At 71.6% G+C, this 24,349-nt stretch carries 19 protein-coding genes; 2 read left to right on the forward strand and 17 right to left on the reverse strand.

Going from position 1 to position 24,349, the window contains the following annotated elements; all coding sequences use genetic code 11:
* Nucleotides 1-79 precede the first annotated feature (79 nt).
* Nucleotides 80-325 (forward strand): hypothetical protein, encoded by a 246-nt coding sequence (locus ACLBXO_RS12615; protein WP_331318349.1) that lies wholly within the window; start codon nucleotides 80-82, stop codon nucleotides 323-325.
* Nucleotides 326-341: 16 nt separating this feature from the next.
* On the opposite strand, the gene ACLBXO_RS12620 is transcribed toward ACLBXO_RS12615, so the two are convergent.
* The 12 genes from ACLBXO_RS12620 to ACLBXO_RS12675 all read right to left on the reverse strand — a co-directional run bounded on the left by ACLBXO_RS12620 (nucleotide 342) and on the right by ACLBXO_RS12675 (nucleotide 15,018).
* Entirely contained in the window at nucleotides 342-542 is a 201-nt protein-coding gene (locus tag ACLBXO_RS12620) for a hypothetical protein (RefSeq protein WP_024830024.1), read from the reverse strand.
* Between the two features lie 115 nt (nucleotides 543-657).
* On the reverse strand, nucleotides 658-2,331 hold the full coding sequence (gene recN, locus ACLBXO_RS12625; RefSeq protein ID WP_447685578.1) for a DNA repair protein RecN: 1,674 nt from the start codon (nucleotides 2,329-2,331) through the stop codon (nucleotides 658-660).
* Nucleotides 2,332-2,514: 183 nt separating this feature from the next.
* A complete protein-coding gene (locus ACLBXO_RS12630) occupies nucleotides 2,515-3,396 on the reverse strand; it encodes an outer membrane protein assembly factor BamD (protein WP_331318345.1) in 882 nt (293 codons plus the stop codon).
* 189 nt (nucleotides 3,397-3,585) lie between these two features.
* On the reverse strand, nucleotides 3,586-4,533 hold the full coding sequence (lpxC, locus tag ACLBXO_RS12635) for a UDP-3-O-acyl-N-acetylglucosamine deacetylase (protein WP_331318343.1): 948 nt from the start codon (nucleotides 4,531-4,533) through the stop codon (nucleotides 3,586-3,588).
* 436 nt (nucleotides 4,534-4,969) lie between these two features.
* Nucleotides 4,970-6,745: a cell division protein FtsZ gene (gene ftsZ, locus ACLBXO_RS12640; protein ID WP_447685579.1), complete on the reverse strand. Its 1,776-nt coding sequence runs from the start codon at nucleotides 6,743-6,745 to the stop codon at nucleotides 4,970-4,972.
* Between the two features lie 89 nt (nucleotides 6,746-6,834).
* A complete protein-coding gene (gene ftsA / locus ACLBXO_RS12645; RefSeq protein WP_012319319.1) occupies nucleotides 6,835-8,157 on the reverse strand; it encodes a cell division protein FtsA in 1,323 nt (440 codons plus the stop codon).
* Nucleotides 8,158-8,209: 52 nt separating this feature from the next.
* Nucleotides 8,210-9,163 (reverse strand): cell division protein FtsQ/DivIB, encoded by a 954-nt coding sequence (locus tag ACLBXO_RS12650; RefSeq protein ID WP_447685580.1) that lies wholly within the window; start codon nucleotides 9,161-9,163, stop codon nucleotides 8,210-8,212.
* Nucleotides 9,130-10,053 carry a D-alanine--D-alanine ligase gene (locus tag ACLBXO_RS12655; RefSeq protein ID WP_020094130.1) on the reverse strand — a complete coding sequence of 308 codons (924 nt, stop codon included), beginning with the start codon at nucleotides 10,051-10,053 and terminating at the stop codon, nucleotides 9,130-9,132. Before ACLBXO_RS12655 ends, ACLBXO_RS12650 begins: the two co-directional genes overlap by 34 nt.
* Nucleotides 10,054-10,162: 109 nt before the next feature.
* Nucleotides 10,163-11,089: a UDP-N-acetylmuramate dehydrogenase gene (gene murB, locus ACLBXO_RS12660; protein WP_447685581.1), complete on the reverse strand. Its 927-nt coding sequence runs from the start codon at nucleotides 11,087-11,089 to the stop codon at nucleotides 10,163-10,165.
* Between the two features lie 199 nt (nucleotides 11,090-11,288).
* Complete coding sequence (gene murC, locus ACLBXO_RS12665) at nucleotides 11,289-12,695, reverse strand: UDP-N-acetylmuramate--L-alanine ligase (RefSeq protein ID WP_331318337.1); 1,407 nt, start codon at nucleotides 12,693-12,695, stop codon at nucleotides 11,289-11,291.
* A 50-nt stretch (nucleotides 12,696-12,745) separates the two neighbouring features.
* Complete coding sequence (gene murG / locus ACLBXO_RS12670; protein WP_447685582.1) at nucleotides 12,746-13,855, reverse strand: undecaprenyldiphospho-muramoylpentapeptide beta-N-acetylglucosaminyltransferase; 1,110 nt, start codon at nucleotides 13,853-13,855, stop codon at nucleotides 12,746-12,748.
* A complete protein-coding gene (locus tag ACLBXO_RS12675) occupies nucleotides 13,852-15,018 on the reverse strand; it encodes an FtsW/RodA/SpoVE family cell cycle protein (RefSeq protein ID WP_331318335.1) in 1,167 nt (388 codons plus the stop codon). Before ACLBXO_RS12675 ends, murG begins: the two co-directional genes overlap by 4 nt.
* Before the next feature lie 265 nt (nucleotides 15,019-15,283).
* On the opposite strand from ACLBXO_RS12675, the gene ACLBXO_RS12680 reads away from it, so the two are divergent.
* On the forward strand, nucleotides 15,284-16,759 hold the full coding sequence (locus ACLBXO_RS12680; RefSeq protein ID WP_331318333.1) for a methyl-accepting chemotaxis protein: 1,476 nt from the start codon (nucleotides 15,284-15,286) through the stop codon (nucleotides 16,757-16,759).
* A gap of 13 nt (nucleotides 16,760-16,772) precedes the next feature.
* Here the strand turns inward: ACLBXO_RS12680 and murD are convergent, their stop codons facing one another.
* The 5 genes from murD to ACLBXO_RS12705 form a co-directional block, all read right to left on the reverse strand.
* Nucleotides 16,773-18,137 carry a UDP-N-acetylmuramoyl-L-alanine--D-glutamate ligase gene (gene murD / locus ACLBXO_RS12685; RefSeq protein ID WP_447685583.1) on the reverse strand — a complete coding sequence of 455 codons (1,365 nt, stop codon included), beginning with the start codon at nucleotides 18,135-18,137 and terminating at the stop codon, nucleotides 16,773-16,775.
* 206 nt (nucleotides 18,138-18,343) lie between these two features.
* Nucleotides 18,344-19,429 carry a phospho-N-acetylmuramoyl-pentapeptide-transferase gene (gene mraY, locus ACLBXO_RS12690; protein ID WP_012319328.1) on the reverse strand — a complete coding sequence of 362 codons (1,086 nt, stop codon included), beginning with the start codon at nucleotides 19,427-19,429 and terminating at the stop codon, nucleotides 18,344-18,346.
* 77 nt (nucleotides 19,430-19,506) lie between these two features.
* Nucleotides 19,507-20,955: a UDP-N-acetylmuramoylalanyl-D-glutamyl-2,6-diaminopimelate--D-alanyl-D-alanine ligase gene (locus ACLBXO_RS12695; protein WP_447685584.1), complete on the reverse strand. Its 1,449-nt coding sequence runs from the start codon at nucleotides 20,953-20,955 to the stop codon at nucleotides 19,507-19,509.
* A 19-nt stretch (nucleotides 20,956-20,974) separates the two neighbouring features.
* Nucleotides 20,975-22,432: a UDP-N-acetylmuramoyl-L-alanyl-D-glutamate--2,6-diaminopimelate ligase gene (locus ACLBXO_RS12700; RefSeq protein WP_447685585.1), complete on the reverse strand. Its 1,458-nt coding sequence runs from the start codon at nucleotides 22,430-22,432 to the stop codon at nucleotides 20,975-20,977.
* Between the two features lie 24 nt (nucleotides 22,433-22,456).
* Entirely contained in the window at nucleotides 22,457-24,349 is a 1,893-nt protein-coding gene (locus ACLBXO_RS12705) for a peptidoglycan D,D-transpeptidase FtsI family protein (protein ID WP_331318327.1), read from the reverse strand.

Consider the following 24,349-nt stretch of genomic DNA (forward strand, 5'->3'; position numbering starts at 1 on the left):
CGGGCGCGGCACGGTTCCGGGCTCTCGCGCGTTCCTCTCCGCCAGGAGCAGCAGTGCGTAGCAGAAGGACGCGCGGATCGTGGGCGGCGACGAGGTGGATGCGGCGACGGAATCCGATCCGGCCTGGCTGGCCCTGCACGCCGAGCGGGAAGCCGTGGAGCGGGCGCTCGCGCTGGCGCAGGCCCGGCAGAAATTCAGCCCCGACCCGGACGCGGCCGCGGCGGCCCGCGTCGAGGAGGCGGAGCTGCTGGTGAGCCTCGACCGCGTGCTGACGCTGATTCGCGCGGCCGAGTATCGCCGGCGGCCGGGCGCGCGCCGCTGGTAGCGGCGGCGCTGCCGGGTCAGACCGCCCGGCGCAGCTCCCGCTCCTTCTGGCGCAGGCGCAGGAGCAGCTCGACATGCGTGTCGGTGATCGGCTGCGTGTCGACGCTGCCCTCGTAGACCGTGCGGAGCGTGAGGCCGAGCTGGCGGGTGTCGACCGCCCGCTTCAGGGGCTGTCCCGCAGGCAGAGACCCATCGGACTCGACGACTGACGGCTTCATGGCTCCTCCCGCCCTTCGACCGCCCAAGCCTGCCGCGGTACCGGGATGGAAGCACTCTCGCGAGGAATGGTTAACAGATCGTTACCTTCAACCAACGGTTAAGGTTGTCGCCCGCTCACGCGTCGGCGCCCTGGAGGAGCCGCGCCGCGGCCGCCCGGGCCTCGTCGGTGACGGTGGCGCCCGCCAGCATCCGGGCGATCTCCTCCCGTCGCTCGGCGACCGGCAGGCTCGCCACCCGCGTGGCGACGCGGCCGGCCCCCTTCACGGGCGCCTTGGCGATCAGGAAATGCGTCTCGGCCCGGGCGGCGACCTGGGGCGCGTGCGTCACCGCGACCACCTGCACGGTCGCGGCGAGCCGGGCGAGGCGCATCCCGATGGCGTCCGCCACCGCGCCGCCCACGCCGGTGTCGATCTCGTCGAAGATGAGCGTCGGGGCCGAGCCCTTGTCGGCCAGCACCACCTTCAGCGCCAGCATGAAGCGCGACAGCTCGCCGCCGGAGGCGACCTTCATCATCGGGCCGGGCTTCGTCCCGGGATTGGTCTGGGCCCAGAACTCGACCCGGTCGGTGCCGGCGGGATCGCGGGATTCCGGATCGGTGGCGATCTCGGTGATGAAGCGCGCCCGCTCCAGCTTGAGCGGCGGCAGCTCGGCCTTGACGGCGGCGTCGAGCTGCTTGGCCGCCCGGCGCCGCCCGGCGCTGAGCTTCTCGGCCGCCTCCGCGTAGGCGGCCTCGGCCGTCGCGAGCGCCTGCTCCAGCCCGGCCAGAGCCGCCTCGCCGGCATCGATCGCCGCGACATCGCCCGCGTAGCGCTCCGCCAGGGCCGCGAGATCGTCGGCCGGAACGTCGTACTTGCGGGACGCGGCGCGCAGCGCGAAGAGCCGCTCCTCGACGCGCTCCAGGTCGCGGGGGTCGAACTCGGTCTCGGCCACGGCCGCCTCGAGGACTGCGCGGGCTTCGTCGAGGGCGACCATCGCGGCGTCGAGGGCGTTCACGCACGGGTCCACCAGGGCCGGCAGCTGCGCGGCGCGCCGCTCCAGCTTGCGCAGGGCGGCCGACAGGTGCGGCACGCCGGAATGGGGACCGCCGACGGCCTCGAGCGCCTCGTTGAGCTCGCGCGCGACCTTCTCGGATTGCTGCATGATCGTGCGGCGCTCGGCGAGCTGGGCCTCCTCGCCCGGCAGCGGCGCCAGGGCCGCGAGCTCCTCCACGGCGTGGCGGAGGAAGTCGGACTCCTTGCGGGCCGCCTCCACGCGAGCGCGGTGCTCGGCGAGCGCGGTGCGGGCCGTCCGCACGGTCCGCGACGCGGCGGCGACCTTGGCGAGCTGGGTCTGGAGCCCCCCGAAGGCGTCGAGGATCGCCCGGTGCGAGGCGGGATCGGCCAGGGCCCGGTCGTCGTGCTGGCCGTGGATCTCCACGAGGGCCGCGCCGATCGCCCGCAGGACCTGCACGCCCACCGGCTGGTCGTTGACGAAGGCCCGCGTCCGGCCGTCCGCCATCTGGGTCCGGCGCAGGATCAGGTCGCCCTCGGTGTCGATCTCGGCCTCGGCCGCGATCCGGCGCGCCGGATGATCGGGGGGCAGATCGAACACGGCCGTGACCGCACCCTGCGCCTCGCCGTGGCGGACCAGACGGCCGTCGCCGCGGCCGCCGAGCGCCAGGGCGAAGGCGTCGAGAAGGATCGATTTGCCCGCGCCCGTCTCGCCGGTCAGGACGCTGAGTCCCGATCGGAAATTCAGTTCGAGCCTGTCGATCAGGACGATGTCGCGGATCGCGAGCTGCGCCAGCATGCGGCGACGGGGATTCCTCAGGATGGGACCGCAGACATAAGGCCGCTGCGGCGCGGATTCACCCCAAAAATGCGTCGCACCGCTCAGGCGGTGTGCCGCAACGGGCGCCGCAACGGGAAAGGCCCGAAGCGGCGGCTCCGGGCCTCGACGATTCTCGGGACGGCCCGAAGCGGGCCTCGACGTCTACTCCGCCGAGGCGGTCTTGCCTGTCACCGTGCGGTAGATCTTCGAGAGGAACGAGGTCTTCTCCTCGCGGGGCTCGAGGCCACCCTGCGCCAGCAGGGCGTGGGCGTCCTTGTACCACGGGCTTTCCGGGAAGTTGTGGCCGAGCACCGCGGCGGCGTTCTGCGCCTCCTGGGTGATGCCGAGCGCCCAGTAGGCCTCGGTCAGGCGCTCGAGGGCCTCCTCGGCGTGCCGGGTGGTCTGATACTTGGCGACCACGTCGCGGAAGCGGTTGATCGCCGCCGGAAAATTGCGCTTCTCGAGGTAGAAGCGGCCGATCTCCATCTCCTTGCCGGCGAGCTGATCGCGGGTGATCTGGATCTTGGCCTTCGCGTCCGCGGCGTATTCCGACGTCGGGTACTTCTGGACCAGTTCCTGCAGGGCGACGAGCGCCTTCTCGGAGCGTTCCTGATCGCGGGTGACGTCCGGGATCTGCTTATAGTTCGACATCGCCATCAGGTACTGCGCGTAGGCGGCGTCCTTGCTGGCCGGGTGGCGCTGCAAGTAGCGCTTCGAGGCGCTGATCGCGTCGTCGTACTTCTGGCCCTCGTAATTGGCGTAGGCCGTCATCAGCAGCGCCTTCCGGGACCATTCGGAATACTGGTACTGCTTGTCCAGACTGTCGAATTTCTTGACCGCGCCCTCGTAGTCGCTGTCCTCGAGCTTCGCCAGACCGTCGCTGTACAGCTTGTCGGCCGGAACGTCCGGCACGACCTCGGGCTTGTACTTCTCGGCGAAGATGCTGGTCGGGTCGAAATCGCAGCCGCCGAGGCCCAGGCCGAGGACGGCCACGAAGGGCATCGCGAAGGCCGCTGCCCGGCGATGACGAATGGTGACAGGCATCTGGCGCTCTTTCCCGGAACCGGCGCCGTCTCGCGCCGTCATGCCATCGCGTGGGTGGATCCGGCCCGCCCCGGGCCGTGCCCGCCGTTCACGGACCGTTAAACCCTGCCGTTCGATTCGGGCACGAAAGCGGCAAGGCTGCGGCGGCCAGGATCGGTTGCGGGCTGTGTCCCGCCAGTCACAGGGGGGCTAGAGGTCGCCCGCGAAGGCGGCGATGCCGAGGCCGACGCCGAGTTCGGACAGCACGGTCTCGCGGCGCGAGCCCTGCGCCTCCACGATGGCGTAGTTCGCCCGGTCGGCGAAGAGGGCGGACAGCACGCCGACATTCATCCGGTGGCCGCCGCAATAGGAGCGGTAGGCACCCTGGATCGGCAGACCGGCCAGGGCGAGGTCGCCGATGGCGTCGAGGATCTTGTGGCGGACGAACTCGTCCTGGAAGCGCAGGCCCTCGGGATTGACCACCGCGGTCTCGCCGACCGCCACGGTGTTCTCCAGGGAAGCGCCCAGGGCGAAGCCGGCCTTCCAGTAGCGCTCGACGTCCCGCATCATCCCGAAGGTGCGGGCGCCGGCGATCTCGCGGCGGTAGGTGGCGGGCGACAGGTCCATCGCTCTGCGGGAGCGGCCGATCACCGGGCTCTCGAAATCGATCTCGACGTCGAGGCGGAAACCGCGGTCGATCGGGCGCAGCTCCGCGAAGGATGTCCCGGCCTCGATGCGGACGTGGCGGAGGATCTTGAGCCAGCGGCGCGGCGTGTCGCAGGCGGCGATCCCGATCTGGTCGATCGCCTGGACGAAGGGGAGCGCGGACCCGTCGAGGATCGGCATCTCCGGGCCGTCGATCTCGACCAGAGCGTTGTCGACGCCCAGGCCGTACAGGGCGGACATCAGGTGCTCGACGGTGGCGACGGCGCCGGTCTCGACGTCGCCCAGGACAGTGCAGAGTTCGGTGGCGGAGACGAGGGCGTGATGCGCCTTGATCAGGCGGTCGTTGCCGTGGGTGGTACCGGTGCGGAGGAAGGCGATGCCGTGATTGGCCGGAGCGGGTCGGATCGTGATCTCGGCGGGGTTGCCGGAGTGAACTCCGATCCCCGAGAGAGTCGCCGGCCCTTTGAGGGTCGTCTGTTTATGCGTTCGCATTCCTTAGCCCCCGGGCGCGACCAGATCCCGACACCCCGACGGGAGTGAGGAGAAACTGACTGATCCGTCCGCTGCTTGATGCCCTAGCCCACGCGATCAGGTTGTGTCCTGCTGCGTGTCGTCTCGATCACATGGTTTCTATAGCTGCGCCGCACAGGGCAGCCAAATCACGGATTCTTACGGTCTGTTACAGACACGCTTAGCGCTTCGTCACCGCAAAGCGCTGCTCCACCAAAGGCTTAAAGGTTGGTTAATACGTGACTAACCCGCGGCCGTTCTGTGGCGCGGATGCACCATGCGCACAGGCTCGCGCGCGTCGGCGCACCGTCTCGGCGAGCCTTATTCCCGGCCGCAACAACCATGAGTTGCTTTGCTGCAGCGCGAAGGGGCCGGCGGTTTCCCGCCAGCCCCGGGCCGTGTCGGAGACCTGAACCGGTCAGTTTGCCTGACGGCGGAGGAAGGCCGGGATCTCGAGCTGATCGTCGTCCATCATCCGCGACTGCGGGGCGACCCGGCCCTGCCCGTCGAGGTTGCCCTGGGCCGGGCGGTACTGCGGGACCGCGGGCGCGGCCGGAGCGCGCGGGGCCGGCGGCACGTGGGGCTGCGCCATGTGGTGCTGGGCCATATGCGGCTGGGCCATGTGCGGCTGCGGGGCCGCGGGCGAGGCCGGCCGAGCTGCCGGGGCGCCGTCCATGTCCTCGCGGCGTCCGCCGAAGCCCACCGTCGCGAGCCGGCGCAGCAGCGAGGTCCGCTTGGATTCCGGAGCGGCCTCCTCGGCAGCGCGGTTCGCCATGATCTGCGTCTGGGCGATCGGCGGCAGCTCGTGGATCTGCGGCATGCGCGGGGCGCGGGCGAGCGGCGTGCCCGTCGGGGCGGCCGGACGCGGCGGCACGAACGGACCGGCCTCGACGGCGGGCGCCGCCTCGACGCGCTGCGGTGCGGGGGCCGGGACGAACGGCGCCGCGGCGCGCGCCTGCACCGGGGCGAGCACGACGTCGTCGCGGTTCACCGGCGCGGCGGCCTCGATGCGGCTCTCGATCCGCGACTCGGGGCGCATCTCGGGGGCCGCGAGCGGCGCGGGGGTCGGGGCCGGGATCGGCGCCGGGGCGACCGACTCGGTGCGGATGCTCGGCACCGGGGAGGCGGCGCGCGAGCGGGCCTCGGCGCGCAGGCGCTCGGCAACCTCGGCGATGCGCTGCTCGGTCTCGGCGATGGCCGGGTTGTTGGGCGAGTTCGCCGAGATCAGGGCCGGCTCGATGCCGGTGGCGACCACCGACACGCGGATGATGCCGTCCAGGCTCTCGTCGAAGGTGGCGCCCAGAATGATGTTGGCGTCCTGATCGACCTCCTCGCGGATGCGGGTGGCGGCCTCGTCGAGCTCGTACAGGGTCAGGTCGGAGCCGCCCGTGATCGAGATCAGCAGGCCGCGGGCGCCCTTCATCGAGACGTCGTCGAGGAGCGGGTTGGCGATGGCGGCCTCGGCGGCGCGGTTGGCGCGCTTCTCGCCGGACGCCTCGCCGGTGCCCATCATGGCTTTGCCCATGCCGCGCATGATCGCCCGGACGTCGGCGAAGTCGAGGTTGATGAGGCCCTCCTTCACCATCAGGTCGGTGATGCAGGCGACGCCCGAGTAGAGCACCTGGTCGGCCATCGCGAAGGCGTCCGCGAAGGTGGTCTTCTCGTTGGCGACCCGGAACAGGTTCTGGTTCGGGATCACGATCAGGGTGTCGACCGCGGCCTGCAGCTCCTGGATGCCGGACTCGGCGGTCCGCATGCGGCGCATGCCCTCGAACTGGAACGGCTTGGTCACGACGCCGACCGTCAGGATGCCCATGTCGCGGGCCGCGCGGGCGATGACCGGCGCGGCGCCGGTGCCGGTGCCGCCGCCCATGCCGGCGGTGATGAAGCACATGTGGGCGCCGGAGAGCTGATCGCGGATCTCGTCGATCACCTCGTCGGCGGCGGCCGAGCCGACCTCCGGGTGCGAGCCGGCGCCGAGGCCCTGGGTGACGCCCAGGCCCATCTGGATCACCCGCTCGGCCTTCGACGAGGTGAGCGCCTGCGCGTCGGTGTTGGCGACGACGAACTCGCAGCCCAGCAGGCCCGACTCGATCATGTTGTTGACGGCGTTGCCGCCGGCGCCACCGACGCCGAAGACGGTGATGCGGGGCTTGAGTTCCCGGATGTCCGGCGCCTGGAGGGTGATGGCCATGGTGTCGAGCCTCTCGCTAACTGTGCTGTCCGTGCGACGCCTGGGCGCCGGATTCCCTTCGATCCCCCCCGAGCGGGCGGGCGTGAAACCTAGAAGCTGTCCCGGAGCCAGCGGCCGACCCGGTTCAGGTAGTTGTCGGTCCCGGTCGCCGCGAAGGCGCCGTGTCCGCGCGGCTCGAAATGCTCGGCATGGGCCACCTGCGGATAGACGAGCAGGCCGACCGCCGCCGAGAAGGCCGGCCCCTTGGCGGCTTCCGGCAGGCCCCGGATGCCGAGGGGCCGACCGATCCGCACCTGACCCTGGAGGACGCGGCGGGCGACCTCGGGCAGACCGACGAGCTGGCTGGCGCCGCCGGTGAGGACGACGCGGCGCCCGGCCTGGGCGGCGAAGCCCGCGTCCCGCAGGCGGTCGCGGACCAGCTCGACCACCTCCTCGACGCGCGGCTTGATGATCCGCACGAGCTGGGAGCGCGGGATGTGGGCCGGCGCCTCGCCCTCGTCCTCGCCGACGCCGTGGACGGCGATCATGTCGCGGTCGTCGGAGGGGGTGGAGAGGGCCGAGCCGTAGAGGGTCTTCAGCCGCTCGGCCGCCGCCATGCGGGTCGAGAGGCCGCGGGCGATGTCCATGGTGACGTGGTGGCCACCGACCGCCAGGGCGTCCACGTGGACGAGGTGGCCGCCGGAGAACACGCCGACGCTGGTCGTGCCGCCGCCCATGTCGACGACGCAGACCCCCATCTCGGCCTCGTCGTCGACCAGCGCCGAGAGGCCGGCCGCGTAGGGCGTGGCGATCACCGCCTCGACGCCGAGGTGGCAGTGCTCGACCGCCAGCATGACGTTGCGGGCGGCCGCGAGCTCGCTGGTGACGACGTGCAGGTCGACGCTGAGCGCCTCGCCGATCATGCCCGACGGGTCGATGACGGCGCCCTGCCCGTCCAGGGCGTAGCCGGTGGGCAGCGCGTGCAGCACGGCCCGGCCGGGGCTGACGCCGTGGGCGCTGGCGGTCTCGAGCACCCGCTCGACATCGCTGCCCGTGACGGTGCCCGAGCGGACATTCACCCGCGCCTGGAAATGCTGCGAGGCGAGCCGACCGCCCGACATGTTGACGATGACCGACTGGACCTCGACCTTGGCCATCCGCTCGGCGGCGTGCACCGCCTGCCGGATCGCGCTCTCGGCCGCGGCGAGATCGACGATGGCGCCGCCCTTGAGGCCCAGGGAGCGCTGGTGGCCGATGCCGATGATGCGCGCGAGGTGCGTGCGGCCGCGGAGCGTCGTGAGCGCCTCGGCGGGCTGCAGCTCGGCGATGAGGCAGACCACCTTGCTCGTGCCGATGTCGAGCACCGAGAGGGTGGTCGAGCGCCGGGCGGAGAGCGGCTTCAAGCGCGGCGTGAGGCCGTGTTGGCTGTGCATTGACGCTACCGGGCGCGGGATGCGGGACGGGCGGAGATCGTGGTCGAGGTCATCAGCTGGCCGCGCCCTTCTTCTTCGCCTTCTGGGCTTCCGCGCGGGCGGCGGCCGCCTCCTCGGTCAGGCGCACCACCAGGCGGTCCGGCATGCGCAGGTCCACCGCGATGATGTCCTTCTCGAGCAGGCCGGCCTCGCGCTCGAACCGCACGAGGCGGGCGAGCGCCGCGGCCGGATCGAGCTCGGGCAGGCGCACGTCGATGCCGTCGAACTTGAGGGTCCAGCGCCGGCCGGACACGTAGGTGCCGGCCTTGATCCGCTCGGCGAGGGGCCCGGCGGCGGCGATGAGCGCGAGGTATTCCGGAAGCTTGGTGTTGGCGTCCTCGCCGACCACCAGGGGCAGGCTGGCGTAACGGTCGTCGCGCATCGCGTCGATGACGGTGCCGTCGGCGGCGATCACGCTGATCTCGCCGTTCTTCTGCCAGAGGGCCGCGGGCTCGCGCTCCACCTGGGTGATGGCGATCTCGTTGGGATAGATCTTCCGGACCGAGGCCTGCGCGATGAGCGGCACGCGGAGCAGCCGCTCGCGCACGTCGTTGACGTCGAGGAAGGGAACCGAGGAGCGCCAGTCGATCCCGGCGGCCGCCAGGACCTCGCGTTCGTACATGCGGGAGATGCCCGAGATCGTGACGCGCTCGACGCCGAAGCCGGCGACGCGCGCGGCGATGTCGAGGGGGCGGCCCTGCTCGGCCACGAAGGCGTCGTAGCGGCCGCTCGCCACGAAACCGGCGAGCGCCACGGCGGCGGCCGAGACGGAGACCGCCACGATTCCGGCGCCGCGGGGCAGGCGCTCGCTCAGGCGCTGACTCGGGCGGGCCCGACGAACCGAGAGCGACCGGGACGTGGCGCGGCCGGCGAGCCGGCCCAGGACCGCGCCGACGAGGCGCGCGGGACCGCTCCGGCCGGCGGCGTCGCCGCTCAGCGATTCAGGGAAGCGTCCTCCACCATCCATCGGACGAGCTCACCGAAACTCAGGCCCGCGTGGGCCGCCATCTCCGGCACAAGGCTCGTCTGGGTCATGCCGGGTTGCGTGTTGACCTCCAGCACCACGAGCAGACCGGTTCCACCCGGTGTGTCGTCGTAGCGAAGGTCGGCACGGCTGACGCCCCGACAGCCCAGTGCTTGATGCGCCGTTAACGACAGTTCTTGGACACGCTGGTAAACATTTGGTTTAAGTTCGGCCGGGAGCACGTGAACCGAGCCCCCGGGGGCGTACTTGGCGTCGTAATCGTACCAATCCCCCGTGGCGGCCTTCACCTCGATCACCCCGAGGGCCTTGTCGCCCATCACGCCGCAGGTGAGTTCGCGGCCAGCAATGTAAGGTTCCGCAAGGACTTGCTCGCCGAACGTCCACTCCTCCGAGGCGAGGATCTGGGGCGGGTGCGAGCGGCCGTCGCGCACGATGATCACACCCACCGATGAGCCTTCGGCGATCGGTTTCACGACGTAGGGTGGCGGCAGCGGGTGTGTCCTGGCGGCCTCACGACGGTTAACGATCCGGCCCTCGGGCACGTCGACGCCGGCGGCGCGCATGACGGTCTTGGCCCGCTCCTTGTTCATGGCGAGCGCCGAGGCGAGGACGCCGGAATGGGTGTAGGGGATCTTCAGGATCTCCAGCAGGCCCTGGATGGTGCCGTCCTCGCCGTCCGGCCCGTGGAGCGCGTTGAAGGCCACGTCCGGCCGGAGCGCCGTCAGGACGGCCGCGATGTCGGGGCCGACATCGACCCGGGTCACCCGGTAGCCCTCGCCTTCGAGCGCGTCGGCGCAGGCCTTGCCGGAACTGAGGGAGACCTCGCGCTCGGCGGAGGTGCCGCCCAGCAGGACGGCGACGTGCTTGGACATCAGGGCACCTCGAATAGGTCGGCTTCAATCAGGATCTGAACGCGCGAACGGCCGCGGTGACGACCGAGCACCGTGTCTCGGCCGCGTCGGCGCGTCCCGAACATCGCTCTCACATCGTGCCGGCGGGCCGGCCGATGCGCCGGATCTCCCAGCGCAGCTCGACCCCGCTGGTTTCCCGGACGCGGCGGCGGACCTCCTCGCCGAGCCCCTCGATGTCAGCCGCGGTCGCAGTTCCGGTATTGATCAGGAAGTTGCAGTGCATCTCGCTGACCTGGGCGCCGCCCCGCCTCAGCCCGCGGCAGCCGGCGGCGTCGACGAGCTGCCACGCCTTGCCGCCGTCCGGATTGGCGAAGGTCGAGCCGCCGGTCCGCTCGCGGATCGGCTGCGCGGCCTCGCGGGCGGCCGTGACCCGCTCCATCTCGGCCTCGATGGCGACGCGGTCGCCGGGCCGGCCGCGGAAGAGGGCGCGCGTGAAGATCACGTCCTCGGGCGCGTCCGCGTGCCGGTAGGAGAACCCCATGTCGGCGTGGCTGAAGGTGCGCGACGCGCCCGTCCGGTCGACCCCGCGGGCTTCCACCAGCACGTCGGTGGTCTCGCCGCCATGCGCGCCCGCGTTCATGCGCAGCGCGCCGCCGATCGAGCCCGGGATGCCGCGGTAGAAGGCGAGCCCGTCGAGCCCGGCCTCGGCCGCCGCCTTGGCGAGGCGCATGTCCGGGACCGCGGTGCCGACGGTCAGGGTGTCGCCGTCGATCGCGATGCTGCCGAAGGCCTTGCCGCCGAGGCGCACGACCACGCCCGGCACGCCGCCGTCCCGAACGATCAGGTTCGAGCCGAGCCCGATCACCGTGACCGACACGTCCGGATCGAGGGATGCGAGGAGGCGGGCGAGATCCTCCTCGTCGGCCGGGGTGAACAGCACCTCGGCCGGTCCGCCGACCCGGAACCAAGTGAGGTCGGCGAGCGGCTGGTCGGCGAGCAGGCGCCCGCGGAGGTCGGGCGCGGCGGCCCGGATGCGATCGTGCAGAGAGGCGGTCATCTGTGTGTCTCCCCTCGCCCCGCCCGCGGGGAGAGGGATGCGGCGATCCTGGTGTCGTCGCATCGGGGTGGCAGCGGGCGCTGCGAGGCCGGGGTCCGGAGAGTCACCGCCGGGTTCATCCTCAGAGCGCAGCCCGCAGTGGACGGTCGACGGTGCCGACGACCCGAGAGGCCTCCCGGGGCGGGCTGACGCACCGCGCCTACCGTCCCCGCGCGGCGAGTTCGTCCGGGAGGGCGTAGGCCCACTGGGTGATCGTGCCGGCGCCGAGGCAGACCACGTAGTCGCCGGATTTGGCGAGCTCCGCGATGATCCCCGCGAGTTCCTCCGGCCGCTCCAGGGCCCGGGCGTCGCGGTGACCGCGGGAGCGCAGGCCGGCCACGAGGCTGTCGCGGTCGAAGCCCTCGATCGGCTGCTCGCCGGCCGCGTAGACCGGCGCCACGATGACCGTGTCGGCATCGTTGAAGCAGGTGCAGAAATCGTCGAACAGCGATTGCAGCCGGGTGTAGCGGTGCGGCTGCACCACGGCGATCACCCCGTGCTCGGTCGAGGCGCGGGCGGCCTTGAGCACCGCCTTGATCTCCACCGGATGGTGTCCGTAATCGTCGAAGATCGTCGCGCCGTTCCACTCGCCGGTGCGGGTGAACCGCCGCTTCACGCCGCCGAACCCGGCGAGCGCCTGGCGGATCGCGTCCGGCTTCACGCCGAGCTCGTGCGCGACGGCGAGCGCCGCGGTGGCGTTGAGCGCGTTGTGCTTGCCGGGCATCGGCAGGACGAGATCCTCCATCTCCATCCGGTAGCCGGGCCGACGGTCGCGGATCATCACCCGGAAGCGGCTCTGGCCGCCGCGCAGGTCCACGTCGATCAGGCGCACGTCGGCCTGCGGATTCTCGCCGTAGGTGATGATCCGCCGGTCCTCGATGTGGCCGACGAGGTCCTGCACCACCGGGTGGTCGATGCACATCACCGCGAAGCCGTAGAACGGAATGTTGTCGATGAAGCGCCGGAACGCGTCCTTGATCGCGTCGAACGAGCCGAAATGGTCGAGGTGCTCGGGGTCGATGTTGGTGACGATCGCCACGTCCGCCGGCAGCTTCAGGAAGGTGCCGTCCGACTCGTCGGCCTCGACCACCATCCACTCGCCGGCACCCATGCGGGCGTTGGTCCCGTAGGCGTTGATGATGCCGCCGTTGATCACGGTCGGGTCGAGGTTGCCGGCGTCGAGCAGGGTGGCGACGAGCGACGTGGTCGTGGTCTTCCCGTGCGTGCCGGCGATCGCCACGCAGGACTTGAAGCGCATCAGCTCGGCCAGCATCTCGGCCCGGCGCACCACCGGCAGACGCCGCTCGCGGGCGGCCTGCAGCTCGGGGTTGTCGCGGCGGATCGCGGTCGAGACGACGACGAGGGCCGCCTCCTCGACGTTCTTGGCATCGTGGCCCACGAAGGTGCGCATGCCCTTCTCGGCGAGACGGCGGACGTTGGCGTTGTCGGAGGCGTCCGAGCCCTGCACCGTGTAGCCGAGATTGTGCATGACCTCGGCGATGCCGGACATGCCGATGCCGCCGATGCCGATGAAGTGGATGGGGCCGAGCTTGTCGGGCAGCTTCATGGGTCGAACCGTCTGGTGGCGGGACCGCCGGTGCGGAATCCCTCAAGAAATCAGGTGCGGGCGGCCGTCTCGACGACGACCTCGGCCAGCCGCTCGGCGGCGTCGTGGATGCCCGCGCTTCTGGCCGCATCGGCCGCCGCGGTCAATTTTGCCGGCGTCTCGAAGCAGGCGGTCAGCTCCGCGGCGAGGCGGTCCGGCGTGAAATCCGACTGCTTCACCGCGAGCGCCGCGCCGATCGCGTCGAGGGTCGCGGCGTTGGCGGCCTGGTCCTGGTCGAGCGAGCCGGGCAGGGGCACGAGGATCGCCGGGCGGCCGATCGCGGCGAGTTCCGAGACCGTCGAGGCGCCCGAGCGCGCGACCACGAGGTGGCTCGCGGCCATCCGCGCGGGCAGGTCCTTGAAGAACGGCGCCGCCTCGATCCCGGCGAGCCCCATGGCGAGGTAGCGGTTCTGCACCGCCGTCAGGTCCTCGGGGCGGACCTGCTGGACGAGGTGCAGGCGGGCGCGCAGCGCGTCCGGCAGGCGGGCGATCGCCTCCGGCACGACCTCGCCCATGACCCGGGCGCCCTGGCTGCCGCCGAACACCAGGAGCCGCAGGGCGTCGTCGTTACCGAAGGGCGGAAACGGGACCCTGGCCGCCTCGATCACCGCCGGGCGGAGCGGGTTGCCGGTGTGGATCCGCGGCGCGCGGGCCTTGTCGGGCACGCCGCGCACGACCTTGAAGCCGGTGGCGATGGTGCGCGCGCCCCGCGCCAGGAAGGCGTTGGCCCGACCCATCACGGCGTTCTGCTCGTGCAGGATCGTCGGCACGCGCAGGATCTGGCCGGCCAGCACCGGCGGCACGGTCGGGTAGCCGCCGAAGCCGACGATGGCGGCCGGATTGATCCGCCGGATCTCCTTCGCCGCGACGCCGAACCCGCGGCCGAGCGTCAGCACGGCGCTTGCCCGCTTCAGCGGCGAGCGGCCGGACGGCGTCGCCGAGGCGATGGTCACCACCTCGGAGGCCGGGAACTCGGACGCGATGGAATCGACCCGGGCGTCGGTGGCGAGCGCCACCCGGATGCCGCGGGCCCGCAGCGCGTGGGCGAGGCTCTCGGCCGGGAACAGGTGGCCGCCGGTGCCGCCCGCGCAGAGCAGGATCGTGGGCGTGAAGACGGTCACCGCATCACCCCGGCGACGGTGGCGGGCGCGGTGCCGGGGGGCTTCTGGCTGAGCATGACGGTGCGGGGCCGCTTGCGGGTCAGGGCGACGAGGAAGCCGGTGCCGAGCGCCAGCGAGATCAGCGAGGAGCCGCCGTACGAGACGAACGGCAGCGTCATGCCCTTGGCGGGCATCAGCTGCGTGTTCACCGCCATGTTGATGCAGGCCTGCAGACCGAACAGCGTGGTCAGGCCGGTGATCGCCAGCCGCGAGAAGGTGTCGTCGGTGCGCCGCGCGAGCTTGAGTCCGCGCAGCACGATGAAGGCGAACAGGGCCACGAGGCAGAGGCAGACGATCACGCCGAACTCCTCGCCGGTGACCGAGAAGATGAAGTCGGTATGCGCGTCCGGCAGGTGGCGCTTGGCCACGCCCTCCCCCGGCCCGGTGCCGAACCAGCCGCCCGAGCGGAACGATTCGCGCGACCAGAAGTCCTGGAAGCCGCCACCGGAATCCCGGTCGAGGAACTTGTTGAAGCGCTCGCGCACGTGGTGGAAGAACAGGTAGGCAGCGAACACACCCCCGAGGCCCAGCACGCCGAGGACGGCCACCCAGATCAGGTGGAGGCCGGCCACGAAGAACAGCGCGCACCACACCATGGTAATCAGCATGGTCTGGCCGAAATCGGGCTGGAGCAGCAGCGGCACGATGGTGATCGGCAGGAGCAGCAGCGCCAGGATGCCGCCCGGCATGTCGCGGCGCTGGGCGCCCTCCGAGAAGGCCCAGGCGGCGACGACCACGAAGGCCGGCTTCACGAATTCCGAGGGCTGCAGGCCGAAGGAGCCGAACTGGATCCAGCGGTGCGCGCCCTTGATCTCGGGCCCGAACTTGCCGGCGAGCAGGCACAGGGCGACGCCGCAGATCCAGGTGACCAGCGCGAGCCGCCGGATGCCGCGCAGCGACAGGAACGAGACCGCGCAGATCAGCAGGATGGTCGGCGCGAGGTACATCGCCTGCCGGTTGAGGAAGTAGAAAGTCGGCAGGCCGATCCGCTCGGCCACCGGCGGGCCGCCGCCCATCAGGAAGACGAGGCCCGCGACCATCAGCGCGAACAGCGCCGCCAGCAGACCGCGGTCCACGGTCCACCACCAGTCCGTCAGGGGGGTGCGTTCCGCGCGTGACATCATGCCGGGCAACGACTCCAGGCCGCGCGGATGCCGATCCGCGCGGGTCGGACGGGATCCTCGGCAGGAATGGTAAACGGAGCCTTATGGCCGGCGCGTCGGCGCGCGTCGGCCGCACGTCTGGAGGCCGCTGGAATGCTGTATTTGGCCGCCGCAATACTGGTAAAAAGACACTCCATGTTAATCTTCCTACTGCAACTTCCGGATGTATCCCCCCGGCGGGTCGCGGTGCCCCGCGCCCGGTCCGCCCAGCGGAAGCCGACGTGCCATGTTCTCTGCCCTGAATGTCCGTGAAGCGCATGCCAAGCTGGCGGCCCTCGACCGGGTCCAGGGCGTGATCGAGTTCGACCTGGCGGGACGGATCCTGTCGGCGAACCAAAACTTCCTCGACGTGGTCGGGTACGCGCTGCCGGAGATCGTCGGCCAGCACCACAGCATGTTCATGGAACCGGCCCAGCGGGACGCGCCGGAATACCGGGCGTTCTGGGAGCGCCTGCGCTCCGGCGGCTTCGAGTCCGGCCAGTTCCAGCGGGTCGGCCGGGGCGGCCGGTCGATCTGGATCCAGGCGTCCTACAACCCGATGCTCGACGTCCGCGGCCGGCCCTACAAGGTGGTGAAGTTCGCCACCGACATCACGCAGCAGCGGACCGAGGAGGCCGACCGCGCCGGGCAGATCGCCGCGATCGACAAGGTGCAGGCGGTCATCGCCTTCGACCTCGACGGCACGGTGATCGCGGTGAACGACAATTTCCTCGCCGCGATGGGCTACAGCCGCGCCGAGGTGATCGGGCAGCATCACAGCCTGTTCGTGGAGCCTGCCTACCGCGAGAGCGAGGCCTACCGGGCCTTCTGGGCGGCCCTTCGGAACGGCACCTATCAGGCGGCGCAGTTCCGGCGGATCGGCAAGGACGGGCGCGAGGTCTGGATCCAGGCGTCCTACAATCCGATCCTCGATGCCGCGGGCCGGCCCTACAAGGTGGTGAAGTTCGCCACCGACATCAGCGATCAGGTCCGGCTGTTCGCCAACCTGCGGACCCTCATCGATCAGAATTTCGGCGAGATCGAGCGGGCGGTGACGCACTCGACCACGGCGGCCTCGCTCGCCTCCTCGGCGGCCGACTCGACCTCCGGCAACGTCCAGACCGTCGCGGCGGCGGCCGAGGAACTCGCCGCCTCGGTGGCCGAGATGTCCCAGAGCATCGTGCGCTCCCAGAGCGCCACCGACACCGCCTATGCCTGCGTCCAGGACGCTGACGGCCACACGAAGCGGCTCGCCGAGACCGCCACCGCCATGACCGGCATCGTCGGCCTGATCCAGGACATCGCCGGCCAGATCAACCTGCTGGCGCTGAACGCCACCATCGAGGCCGCCCGCGCTGGCGCGGCGGGCCGCGGCTTCGCGGTCGTCGCCTCGGAGGTGAAGGCGCTGGCCGACCAGGCGGCGCGCGCCACCGGTCAGATCAACGGCGAGATCGCCAGCGTGCAGCGCGTCTCGCAGGAGGTCGTAGAGGCTCTCAGCTCGATCGGGTCCTCGGTCTCGGTGATGCGCGAGACCGTGGTCGCCACCGCGGCCGCCATCGAGGAGCAGAGCGCCGTGACCCGGGATCTCGCCGAGAGCATGCAGAGCGCCGCCGGCGCCGTCACGGAGATCACCGGCAATATCGGGGCGATCGTCCAGTCGGTGGCCAACGTCTCGCAGGCGGTCGACACCACCCGCGACGCCGCCAAGGTTCTGGCGCGCTGAGGCCGGCGCTGCCTCAGGGCAGCGCCTGCACCAATTCGCGGAACCGGTCGCCGCGGATCTCGAAGTTCCGGAACTGGTCGTAGGACGCGCAGGCCGGCGACAGCAGCACCACCGGCTCCGGCGCACCCGAGGCGGCGGCGTTCTCGGCGGCCTTCGGGACGGCGTTCTCGAGGGTCTCGCAGCGCGTGTAGGGCACGGCGCCCTCCAGGGTCGCCGCGAAGGCGTCGGAGGCCGCGCCGATCAGGTAGGCGTGGGCGACCCGCTCGAAATACGGCACCAGCGGGAAGATCCCGCCCTCCTTGGCCTTGCCGCCGAGGATCCAGTGGATGTCGCGGAAGGCGGTGAGGGCCTTCTCGGTGGAATCCGCGTTCGTCGCCTTGGAATCGTTGACGAACAGCACGTGGCCGCGCCGACCGACCTCCTCCATCCGGTGCGGCAGGCCCGGGAACGAGCTCAGCCCGGCCTGGATCTGCTCCGGCGACAGGTCGAGGGCCCGCGCCACGGCGACCGCCACCGCGGCGTTCTGCCAGTTGTGCGCTCCCCGGAGCGAGCCGATCCCGTTGACGTCGGCGAGGGCTGTCCCGTCCGGCTCCCGGACGATCCCGTCGCGCACCGTCAGCGCGTCGGTGCACAGCACGTCGCCGTGGGGCACGTGGACGCGCATGAGGTCGGCGCCGCGGCGATCCGCGATGGCGCGGCTCGGGGCGTCGTCGACGCCGACCACCGCCAGGCCGGCGCCCTGGACCAGGCGCTCCTTGATGGCCGCGTACTGCTCCATCGTGCCGTGCCGGTCGAGATGGTCCGGCGTGATGTTCATCAGCACGCCGACGCTCGGGTCGAGGCTCGGCGTCAGGTCGATCTGGAACGACGACATCTCGATCACGTGGACGCGGCCGGCGGCCGGCGGCTCCAGCGACAGGATGGCGGTCCCGATGTTGCCGCCCATCTGGACGTCGCGGCCCGCCTGCGCGAGCACGTGGGCGATCAGCGCCGTGGTGGTCGACTTGCCGTTGGTCCCGGTGATCGCCACGAACGGCGCCCCCGGCGCCTGCGCCCGCCGCTCCCGGCAGAACAGCTCGATGTCGCCGACGATGGCGACCCCGGCGTCCCGGGCGAGCCGGACGCTCCAGTGCGGCTCGGGATGGGTCAGCGGCACGCCCGGGCTCAGCACGAAGGCGGCGAACGCGGACCAGTCGGCCGCGCGCAGGTCCCGCGTCTCGATGCCGGCCTCCCGCGCGCGGGCGAGGCTGTCGGCATTGTCGTCCCAGGCCTGCACGGCCGCGCCACCCGCCTTCAGCGCCAGCGCCGTGGCGAGCCCCGAGCCCCCGAGTCCGAACAGGGCGACGGTCTTGTCCTGGAAGACGGTGACGGGTGTCATGCGGAACTCTGGATGCGGCGGCCGAACCCGGCCGATCCGACCGCGCCCGTCATCCCGAGGTGCCCGCGGCGGCGTTCCCCGAAGGCGGGCTCCAGGGATCGCGCGGCTGGCCGGGAGCCTCCTTCGAGGCGCCCGCTCCGCGGCCGCGCCTCAGGATGGGGGCGAGGATCGGATCGACCTCTCAGATCGCCCTCTAGCACAATTTCTCAGCGCAGCTTCAGCGTCGCCAGACCGGCCATCGCCAGGATCACCGCGATGATCCAGAAGCGGATCACGACCTGCGGCTCCTTCCAGCCCTTCTGCTCGAAATGGTGGTGGATCGGCGCCATGCGGAAGACGCGCTTGCCCGTCAGCTTGAACGACGCGACCTGGATGATCACCGACATCATCTCCAGCACGAACAGGCCGCCGACGATCGCCAGGACGATCTCGTGCTTCGTCGCCACCGCGATGGAGCCCAGCAGGCCGCCCAGCGCCAGGGAGCCGGTGTCGCCCATGAAGATCTGGGCCGGCGGCGCGTTGAACCAGAGGAAGCCGAGGCCTGCGCCGATGACCGCGCCGCAGACCACGGCGAGCTCGCCCGTGTCGCGGACGTAGTTCACCTGCAGATAGCTGGCGGTGAACGAATTGCCGACGAGGTAGGCGATGAAGCCGAACGTGCCGCAGGCGATCATCACCGGCACGATCGCGAGGCCGTCGAGGCCGTCGGTCATGTTCACGGAATTGCCCGCCCCGACGATCACGAAGGCGCCGAACAGCGGGTAGAACCAGCCGAGATTCAGAAGCGCGTCCTTGAACACCGGGAAGGCGAGCTGGTTCTGGAGCGCGGCGGGCGAGTAGACCGCGATGGTCACGCAGGCCGCCATCGCGATCACCGCCTCGAGGGCGAGGCGGAACTTGCCCGAGAAGCCCTTGTGCGACTGCTTCGTGACCTTGAGGTAATCGTCGTAGAAGCCGATGGCGCCGAAGCCGAGGGTGACGGTCAGCGTCACCCAGACGTAGTGGTTGCGCGGGTTCGCCCAGAGCAGGATCGCCACGACGGCGCCGGCCAGGATCATGAGGCCGCCCATGGTCGGCGTGCCCCGCTTGGTCAGCAGGTGGGTCTGCGGCCCGTCCTCGCGGATCGGCTGCCCCTTGCCCTGACGGATCCGCAGCAGCGAGATGATCCAGGGCCCGAACCAGAACACGAACAGGCCCGCCGTGAACAGCGCGCCGCCGGTGCGGAAGGTGATGTAGCGGAACACGTTGAGCGGCGTGAAGCTGCTGCTCAGGTCCGAGAGAAGGTACAGCATCCGGGCGCTCGGCCCCCTTGTTCAGGCTCAGGTTTCGGGGGACGGCGCCGGTCGCGCCGTGCGCGCGGACGTGCCGATCACGGGACGGCCTGGGTCCGCCGGGTCGGATCGACCGCGTAGCGGGCTTTCAGCGCCTCGACAATCGGGCCCATGCGGCTGCCGTTCGATCCCTTCACCATGACGGCGTCGCCGGACCGCAGGGTCCGGGCGAGCGGCTCGAGCAGGTCGGTGGCGGTGTCGGCCACCGCGCCGCGGCGGCTCACCGGCAGGGCCTCGAACAGGTTGCGCATGAGCGGACCGGCCGTGAAGACCAGATCGACCCGGGCCGCCTCGATCGCCTCCGCCAGGCCGCGATGGAGGTCGGGCGCGGCGGCGCCGAGTTCCAGCATGTCGCCCAGCACCGCGATCCGGCGGCCGCGGGGCCCGGTCTCGATCCCCGCCAGGGTCGCCAGCGCCGCGCGGACCGCGACGGGATTGGCGTTGTAGCTCTCGTCCACGAGGTAGGCGGTGCCGCCGCCGATCTCGAGGGCGGTGCGCTCGCCGCGCCCCGCCGGCGGCGTCAGCCCGCCGAGCGACAGGGCCGCGCGGGCGAGGTCCGCCCCGAGGCTGTGCACCACCGCCATGACGCCCAGGGAGTTCAGCGCGGCGTGCCGGCCGGCGGTGCCGAGCTTGTAGGTGACGGGCTGGCCCATCACCACCGCGTCGATCACCGACAGGTCGGGCCGGAGCACGATCTTCAGGGCGCGGACGTCGGAATCCGGGTGCTCGCCGAAGGTCACCACCCGGCCCGCCCGGGAGGCCTGGGCGTGGGCGACCAGCCGGTCGAAATGCTCGACGTCGCGGTTCAGGATCGCGACGCCGCCGGGCTGGAGCCCGGAGAAGATCTCACCCTTGGCGTCCGCGATGGCGGCGAGCGAGGCGAAATGCTCGATATGGGCGGGCGCGATCGTGGTGATCAGCGCGATGTCCGGCCGGACCTGGGCGGTCAGCGGCACGATCTCGGCGCCGTGGTTCATGCCGATCTCGAACACGCCGTAGCGCGCCGAGCGCGGCATTCGCGTCAGGGTCAGGGGCACGCCCCAGTGATTGTTGTAGGAGGCCGCCGAGGCGTGGGTCTCGCCCTGCTCGGACAGGACGTGGCGCAGGGCCTCCTTGGTCCCGGTCTTGCCGACCGACCCAGTGACCGCCACGACCTGCGCGCGCGTCCGGGCCCGGGCGGCGGCACCGAGGCGCACCATCGCGGTCAGGACCGGGTCGACGCCCGCCTCGGGCACCGCCAGGACGGGGCCGTGGGCGGCGAGCGCGTCGGCGCGCGCGGCGCTCACCACGGCGGCGCCGGCCCCGCGGCCCAGGGCGTCGGGGACGAAGTCGTGGCCGTCGCGGGCGTCGCCGCGGATCGCGAAGAACAGGTCGCCGGGCCGGAGCGTGCGCGTGTCGATCGAGGCGCCGCCGATGGCGCGCTCCGCGCCGGTCAGGCGGCCGCCCGTCGCGGATTCCAGCTCCTCCCGCGTCCAGAGTGCGGTCATGGTCGGTCCCCCGTCGCCCTCAGGCCGCCGCGGCGATCGCGGCACGCAGGACCTCGTGGTCCGAGAACGGCAGCGTCCGATCCCCCACGATCTGGCCGGTTTCATGACCCTTGCCGGCCACGACCAGCACGTCGCCCGGTCCGAGCCGGCCGACGGCGCTCTGAATCGCCTCGGAGCGGTCGCCGATCTCCTCCGCGCCCGGAGCCGCGTCCAGGATCGCCCGGCGGATGGCGGTGGGCTCCTCGGTGCGCGGATTGTCGTCCGTGACGATGACGATGTCGGCGAGCCGCTTGGCGATGGCGCCCATCAGCGGCCGCTTGCCCCGGTCGCGGTCGCCGCCGCAGCCGAAGACCACGATCAGCCGGCCCGACGCGAAGGGGCGGAGCGCGGCGAGCACGCTCTCCAGGGCCTCGGGCTTGTGGGCGTAGTCGACGAGACAGAGGCCGCCGCGCGCCTCGCCGATCCGCTCCATGCGGCCGGGAACGCCGGTGAGGTGGTCGAGGGCCGCGAAGACGCCGTCGGGATCGGCCGCCCCGGCCGGGGTGGCCAGCGCGATGCCGGCCGCCACCAGGGCGTTCTCCACCTGGAACTCGCCGACGAGCGGCAGGTGCAGCTCCCGGGCCCTACCCGCGAACAGGACGCGGGCGGCCTGCGCGAACCCCTCCGTACGGACCGCCTCGACCCGCAGGTCCCGGCCGCCCCGCCCGACCGTGCGGACCGGCCGGCCGGCGGTCTCGGCGGCGGCGATCACCCGCTCGGCGTAGGCGCCGTCGGCGTTGACGATGGCCGGCCGGCCCGGCGGGAGCAGGTCCGTGAACAGGCGCAGCTTGGCCGCGAGGTACTCCTCGATGCTCGCGTGATAGTCGAGATGGTCCCGGCCGAGATTGGTGAAGCCGGCCGCGTCGAGGCGCACGCCGTCGAGCCGGCGCTGCTCGATCCCGTGGGAGGACGCCTCCATGGCGAGGTCGGTGACGCCCTCCGCGGCGAGCCGCGCCAGCGTCCGGTGCAGCGTCACCGGATCCGGGGTCGTGAGGGAGCCGTACTGCGCGCCGCGGTCGGTGACGATCCCGACGGTGCCGAGGCTCGCGGCGTCGCGGCCGAGGCGCGCCAGGATCTGGCGGACGAAGTCGGCCACCGAGCTCTTCCCGGCGGTGCCGGTCACCGCCACCACGATCCCGGGCTGCGGGCCCGCGAGGCGCGCCGCGGCGAGCGCCAGCGACCGGCGCGCGTCGGCGACCGGGATCCAGGCGACCGCGTCGGGCAGGTCGGCGGGGCGGCTCCCCTCCCCGGCCACCGCGGCGGCGCCGCGCTGGGCGGCCTGCGCGGCGAAGCGGCGGCCGTCGGCCTTCGTGCCCGGCACGGCGACGAAGACCGTGCCGGTCGCCACCTGCCGGCTGTCGGCGGTGAGGTCCGAGACGGTCAGCTCCCCCGCGGGGCCGGCGGCCTCTGGGAAGAGGTCGGCGAGCCGCGCGCTCATCGATCCACTCTCATCGATCCACTCTCACGGGCCGCCGAGCTGGTTGACGTGGTAGGCGTTGAGCTTGACCATCTGCGGGAACGGCCGCACCGGCGGCTCGAATTGCGGCGGCAGGCCGAGGATCGGCGCCACGCGCTCGATCACCTTGCCGGTGACCACGCCGGAATTCCAGGCCGCCGTGGCGTAGCCGCCCGATTCCGGCAGGCCCTGCGGCTCGTCCATGATCGTGACGAACAGGTACTTCGGGTCGTTCATCGGCGCGGCCGCCATGAAGGTCGTGAACAGGCGGTTGTGGATGTAGCGGCCGCCGATGACCTTCTCGGCGGTGCCGGTCTTGCCGCCGACGAAGTAGTACGGGATCGCCGCCTTCTTGGCCGAGCCCTCGGAGGCGTTGAGCCGCATGATGTAGCGCATCGCCTCGGAGGTCTGGGCGGAGAGCACGTGCGTGGCGCGGGCCTTGGCCGCCTCGGGCGTCGTCTTGAGGAAGGTCGGCGTCATCAGGTCGCCGCCGTTGGCGATCGCCGCCACCGCGGCCGCGGCCTGGATCGGCGCCACCGCGATGCCGTGGCCGAACGCGATGGTGATGGTGTTGATCTCGGTCCAGCGCGACGGGACGATCGGCGCCGCGCTCTCCGGCAGCTCGGTGCGCAGCCGGTCGAGCAGGCCCATCTTCTTCAGGAAGGCCTTGTGGCCGGGCACGCCGACGCCGAGCGCCATCTTGGCGGAGCCGATGTTGGAGGAGTGGGTGAACACCTCCGGCATGGTGATGACGCGGTTGGTGCCGTGGTACTCGTGGATCTTCTGCCGGCCCCAGTTCAGCACGCCGCCCCGGGTGTCGAAGGTCGAGTTGACGTTGTACTTGCCGGAATCGAGCGCCATGGCGAGGGTCATCGCCTTGAAGGTCGAGCCCATCTCGTAGACGCCGACATTCATCCGGTTGATGCGGTCGGGCGAGAGCGCGTCCTTCGGGTCGTTCGGGTCGAAATCCGGCATCGAGACGAGCGCGATGACCTCGCCCGTCTTCACGTCGAGGATCATCGAGGCGCCGGCCTTGGCCTTGAAGTGGTCGATGCCCCAGGCCAGCTCGTCGCGCACGGCGAACTGCGCGCGCAGGTCGATCGACAGCTGCACCGGCTTCAGGTCGGCCTGCTTGTTGATCAGCCCGAAGCTGTTGAGGGCCTGCAGGCCGGTGGAGTCGATGTACTTCTCCATGCCGGCGATGCCGACGCCGTCGAGGTTCGTCGCGCCCAGGATGTGGGCGGCCGCGACGCCGTTCGGGTAGACCCGCTTGTGGTCGGGCAGGAAGCCGATGCCGGGGATGCCGAGCCGGTGGACCTCGGCCTGCTGCTTCGGCGTCAGCTCGCGCTTCACCCAGACGAAGCCCGCACCCTTCTTGTCCTTGCGCTGCGTCAGCTTGGCGCGCAGCTCCGAGGCGTTGAGTTCCGGCAGGACGGCGGTGAGCAGCTCCACCGCCTCGTCCTTGTCGTAGATGTTGCCCGGCTCGGCGAAGACCGAGACCGTGCGGATGTCGGTGGCCAGGATCTCGCCGTTGCGGTCGACGATGTCGGGCCGGAAGGCGGTCGAGGACGCGGCCGCGACCCGGTGCTCCTGGCTGGGCGGCTCCCCGAAGATCGCCATCATCAGGAGCTTGGCCGAGATCGTCCCGAACACGCCGACGAAGACCAGCCCGACCAGCGCGACACGCATGTGCGAGCGCTCGATCGCCAGCCGGAACATGCTGCGCAGGAGCGCCTTGGCGCGGTCGGCGCGCGGCTCGGGCTCGCGCGCCTCCTCGTCCAGGGGGCGCGGCGCACCGGCGGCGTGCGCCAGCGCGGCGGCTTCGAGCAGCGCCGCCTCGTGGTCCGACACGGCGGGCTCGACCGCCGGGTCTAGGGTCTGGTCGGCGTGATCGGACAC

This window comes from Methylobacterium sp. C33D (assembly GCF_053345825.1).